General features: G+C 32.3%; 3 protein-coding genes. All 3 read left to right on the top strand.

Annotated features, from left to right (window positions below; all coding sequences use genetic code 11):
* Positions 1-415: 415 nt before the first annotated feature.
* The 3 genes from JF259_RS17505 to JF259_RS17495 all read left to right on the top strand — a co-directional run bounded on the left by JF259_RS17505 (position 416) and on the right by JF259_RS17495 (position 3,789).
* The gene (locus JF259_RS17505) at positions 416-1,531 is read left to right on the top strand and encodes a diphosphomevalonate/mevalonate 3,5-bisphosphate decarboxylase family protein (protein ID WP_199117005.1); all 1,116 of its coding nucleotides are present in this window, start codon (positions 416-418) and stop codon (positions 1,529-1,531) included.
* Between the two features lie 412 nt (positions 1,532-1,943).
* Complete coding sequence (locus JF259_RS17500) at positions 1,944-2,873, top strand: mevalonate kinase family protein (RefSeq protein WP_199117004.1); 930 nt, start codon at positions 1,944-1,946, stop codon at positions 2,871-2,873.
* 10 nt (positions 2,874-2,883) lie between these two features.
* A complete protein-coding gene (locus JF259_RS17495; RefSeq protein ID WP_199117003.1) occupies positions 2,884-3,789 on the top strand; it encodes a geranylgeranylglycerol-phosphate geranylgeranyltransferase in 906 nt (301 codons plus the stop codon).
* Positions 3,790-3,961: the final 172 nt, after the last annotated feature.

Below are 3,961 nucleotides of genomic sequence, written 5' to 3'. Positions count from 1 at the left end.
AAGGGGCGTTTTGTATTTTTGCTTCGCCTGAAGAGTCCCATAAATCGTATTTTTTTATGACAAATCTAAAATACGGGATTCTCAGGCTTTCTTAAAACTTAAACTTTCGGATAGTTGTGGGTTACAGACAATTATTGATCAATGTCCTTTCGCTAAAGATGAAGCACAAAACAGTTATTTTACATTGTTACACGATATTCCAAAGAAAGAACTAATCAAGGCTACATCTGAAGAAAATTATACCGACGAAACCTTTATTATAAAGAATAGGTGTGTTTATTTTTATTCAAAAAACGGTTATGGAAGGGCTAAGTGTAATAACAATTTTTTTGAACGAAAATTGAAAGTAGTTGCCACAACAAGAAACTTTAAAACCATGGTAAAGTTATTATCTTTGTCGGTAGAAAATTAATTCATGACAGTACAAGATTTTATTCCCAAACCTTATAATAATGTAGTTGAAAGAGGGCAATTTACTTGGGAGGCACCAAGCAATATTGCCTTAGTAAAGTATTGGGGGAAAAAGGCAGGGCAAATACCTGAAAATCCATCCATTAGTTTTACACTGGATGCCTGTAAGACTATAACAACCTTGCGTTTTGAAAAAAAACAAAATGATGGAGCATTCTCGTTGGATGTTTATTTAGAAGGTGAAAAGAAAGATGATTTTAAACCGAAGATTCAAACATTTTTTGAACGCATAGAAATATACATGCCTTTTTTAAAAGATTATCACTTCAAGATAGAAACGTCTAATACCTTTCCGCACAGTTCTGGAATTGCCTCTTCGGCTTCAGGGATGAGTGCTCTAGCCTTGTGTTTAATGAGTGTTGAAAAAGAGCTGATTGCTGTTGCTTCAAGTGCAGTCGAGACCTCTTTAGAGGATAACTATTTTAATCTAAAGGCGTCCTTTTTAGCGCGCTTGGGATCTGGAAGTGCTTGCAGAAGTATTGAAGGTGATTTAGTGGTGTGGGGGAAGCATCCTTCTATTGAAGGAAGTTCTGATTTATTCGGAGTTAAGTACCCATTTGAAGTTCACAATAATTTTAAAAATTACAACGATACCATTTTGTTGGTCGATAAGGGAGAAAAACAAGTGAGTAGTACTGTGGGTCACAATTTGATGTACGATCATCCGTTTGCTCAAGAACGGTTTAAGCAGGCTAATAAGAATTTGTTTAATTTAATAGACATATTAAAGACGGGAGATTTAAAAGCATTTATTGAAGTTGTTGAAGGCGAGGCTTTAACATTACATGCCATGATGATGACAAGTATGCCTTATTTTATATTAATGAAACCTAATACACTTGAAATTATCAATAAAATATGGGCATATAGGGAGCATACTGGAATCCCCGTTTGCTTTACGTTAGACGCCGGAGCTAATGTGCATGTATTATATCCTGAAAAAGAAACGGTTAGAGTTAATGAATTTATTAAAAACGAGTTAGTCGAGTATTGTCAGAGTGGTCATTATATTTGTGATAAAATTGGTTTTGGAGCGAAACGCGTTGATATTGAAAAGTGAAAAGGCCAAAGACCTAAGACCTAAATAAGAGTTAGAGGGTTAGAGAAGGTTAAGAAGTTATGATGTTATGGAGCTATGGTGTTATCCAGTTACAAGTACATGGAAATTAACTGTAAATACCTATAGAGATTCTTAATTCTAAGACCCAAGACCCAAGACCCAATAGCTAAAAGTGAAAAGTGAAAAATGAAAAGACCTAAGGCTCAATTTTAGTAGAAACAGTTTTTTAGACTATTCATTATGAAACTGAATATTGGTTAAAATTGTTGAATACAACTAAATAGTTAAAAAAAATCTGATTATCTTGCTGTTAAGAATGATGTAGGTGAAATATTAAGACTTTTAATTAGCATAATTAGGAGTTCTAAAGGCAATAATTATTAATTTTGCATTATCAATTGTCAATTCAATTATGAAAGGCCCACTTTTTTATTCAAAAATATTACTCTTTGGTGAATATGGAATCATAAAGGATTCCAAAGGTTTGTCAATTCCCTATAACTTTTATAACGGAGCCTTAAAGAAAGACGATAAACTTTCGAAAAGTGCCAAAGCTTCCAATGAAAGTTTAAAAAGCTTTGTGGGGTATCTACAAAGTATAGATGAAGATTTGGTGAAATTTGATATTGATTTGCTACAGCACGATGTAGATCAAGGAATGTACTTTGACTCATCTATACCGCAAGGTTATGGTGTAGGGAGTAGTGGTGCTTTAGTTGCGGCTATTTACGATAAATATGCCTTTGATAAAATTACCGTTTTAGAGAATTTAACCCGTGAAAAACTATTGAAGCTAAAAGCGATTTTCTCTGAGATGGAATCATTTTTTCATGGAAAGTCCTCTGGTTTAGATCCGTTGAATAGCTATTTAAGTATTCCAATATTGATTAATTCTAAAGATAATATTGAAGCAACGGGAATACCTTCTCAAAAAACCGAAGGTAAAAATGCTGTATTTTTATTGGATAGTGGCATAATTGGAGAAACAGGGCCAATGGTTGGTATTTTTATGGAAAACATGAAACAGGAAGGTTTCCGTAAAATGCTCAAGGATCAATTTATAAGATATACCGATGCCTGTGTTGACGATTTTTTAAATGGCAACATAAAATCCTTATTTAAAAACACCAAACAGCTTTCAAAAGTAGTTTTAAACCATTTTAAACCTATGATACCACAGCAGTTTCATGAATTGTGGAAAAAAGGTATTGAGACCAACGAGTATTACTTAAAGCTCTGTGGTTCTGGTGGCGGTGGCTACATTCTCGGGTTTACCGAAGATATTGAAAAAGCCAAAAAGGCGCTTAAAGATTATAAATTAGAAGTGGTCTATAACTTCTAAACAACATTCCATGCTTTCCAGAAAACAAAAACATGTACTATTAAAGTTTTTTAGCATGTTTTCGGTGGTTAGAGGTTACAATATTTTAATTATTGTGATCGCACAATATGTAGCATCTATTTATATTTTGGCGCATGATAAACCCGTAAGACAGGTTGTTTTCGATTTAAATTTATTAATGTTGGTACTTGCTTCTTCTGTAGTCATTGCAGGGGGGTATATTATTAATAACTTTTATGATTCTGAAAAAGATTTAATAAACAGGCCCTATAAATCCAAATTAGATCGCTTGGTGAGTCAGAATACAAAACTGTCTTTTTACTTTGTGTTAAACTTTGTAGCTGTTGTCATGTCAAGTTATGTGTCGTTTAAAGCTGTCATTTTCTTTTCCATATACATTTTCGCAATTTGGTTCTATTCACATAAGTTGAAAAAAATGCCGTTTGTAGGTAATTTAACTTCTGCTATCTTAACAATTACACCTTTCTTTGCTATTTTCATGTATTATAAAAACTTTGAAACAGTCATTTTTGTGCATGCTGTTTTTTTGTTTTTAATTGTATCAATGCGTGAGTTAACTAAGGATCTTGAAAATATAAAAGGAGATTTACTACAAAATTACAAAACAATTCCAGTGGTTTATGGGGAAATAATGTCTAAGCGCATGCTTACCTTATTAGCTATTTTAACCTTGATACCTGTTTATTTGTTATTGTATAATTTTAAAGTAGGGTATATGTATCTTTATTTTTATTTGTGCGTGTTTTTGTTGTTGGTCTTTTTGGTATTATTATGGAACTCCAAAACCAAAAAGCATTATTTGATACTTCATAATATTTTAAAATTCATTATTGTGACGGGTGTTTTTTGTATTCTTTTAATAGATGTTAACGTGGTTTTGAATAGATTTTTATAGAGGTAAATACAATAAAACTCTTTCTAAAATTTAAGACAATGTTTTTATTTTTTATCATTAGTGTCCGACTAAAATACGGATTTATCGAGAAAGGTCAATTTCTTCCAATAAAAGCGTTTACTATACAGTATTCTCCAATAGCAAGGGGGTCATTAAAACAAAGCGAGTTGTT

Origin of the sequence: Snuella sedimenti, from assembly GCF_016428595.1 — a bacterium.
In the GTDB taxonomy this organism is placed as follows: domain Bacteria; phylum Bacteroidota; class Bacteroidia; order Flavobacteriales; family Flavobacteriaceae; genus Snuella; species Snuella sedimenti.
Note: the sequence above shows the minus strand (reverse complement) of the source record. Positions and strands in the feature narration are given on the sequence as shown.